A 1,211-nucleotide genomic window follows, 5' to 3' on the forward strand; every position below is an offset into this window, starting at 1 on the left:
GGGTCAAGTACCGCTCGCACCTGTCGCGTGGCGTCACGGTCGGCACCATGCTGCAGGACGAGGCCTTTCACTTCATCCGCATCGGCTCCTTCCTGGAGCGGGCCGACAACACGGCGCGGCTGCTGGACGTCAAGTTCTATCGCCACGACGGGGAGATCGTCTCCGAGCGCGACACGGCGCGCGATTTCTACTACTGGTCGGCCGTGCTGCGCTCGGTGTCGGGCTTCGAGATCTACCGCAAGGTCTACAGCAACGTCATCCAGCCCGACAAGGTGGCCGAGCTGCTGATCCTGCGCCCCGACATGCCGCGCTCGCTGTCGCATTGCGTGACGCGCATGCTGGCCAACCTCAAGCGCGTGGCCAATCCACAGTCGGGCGAGACGCTGCGCCGCGTCGGGCGGCTGGAGGCGGAACTGGCCTTCGGGCGCATTGACGAGATCCTGGCCAAGGGCTTGCATCCCTTCCTGGACGACTTCCTCGCCGAGGTGGCCGATCTCGGCGCAGGCATCAGCCGCGACTTCCTCGTTCCTTCGACAGGATGACAGTGCCCCTCGCCCTGTCCTGCCGCGCTGAACGCGGGCGGGTCCGGTCGGTCCCCCTAGGGGACGGCGATGCTCGCGGCATTGAGCCGCGAGCACATCGCCATCGCGGGCCGGCTTGGGAGCGGCCCGGCGCTCGGCCCGATAACTCTATGCGTCGCGATAGCCGCGAATGCAGAACGGACAACTGACATGAGCATCCACGTCGCCCTCAAGCACGTCACCCGCTACAAATACGACCGCCCCGTCAGCCTCGGCCCGCAGGTCGTGCGGCTGCGGCCGGCGCCGCATTGCCGCACGCCGGTGCTGAGCTACTCGCTGCGCATCGAACCTGCCGACCATTTCATCAACTGGCAGCAGGACCCGTTCGCCAACTACCTGGCGCGGTTGGTCTTCCCCGAGAAGACGACCGAGTTCACCGTCACGGTGGACCTGGTGGCCGAGATGTCGGTCTACAACCCCTTCGACTTCTTCCTCGAAGAGCACGCCCAGACCTTCCCCTTCAAGTACGACGAGGTCCAGCAGATCGAGCTCGCGCCCTATCTGCAGGTCGAGCCGCTGACGCCCTTGCTGGCCGCCTACCTGAAGGAGATCCCGCTCGACCGGCGTTCGACGAATGACTTCCTCGTCGAGCTCAACCAGAAGGTGCAGGGCAGCGTCTCCTACCTGATC

The 1,211-nt window shown here is 65.8% G+C and carries 2 protein-coding genes; both read left to right on the forward strand.

Going from position 1 to position 1,211, the window contains the following annotated elements; all coding sequences use genetic code 11:
- Nucleotides 1-542, forward strand: a 542-nt coding sequence (locus tag AC1DU6_RS31900; RefSeq protein ID WP_477862207.1) for an alpha-E domain-containing protein, incomplete at its 5' end; no start/stop codon positions are given.
- 189 nt (nt 543-731) lie between these two features.
- On the forward strand, nt 732-1,211 hold a 480-nt coding region (locus AC1DU6_RS31905), incomplete at its 3' end, for a transglutaminase N-terminal domain-containing protein (RefSeq protein WP_477862209.1).

This window comes from Roseateles sp. P5_B10, assembly GCF_056400485.1.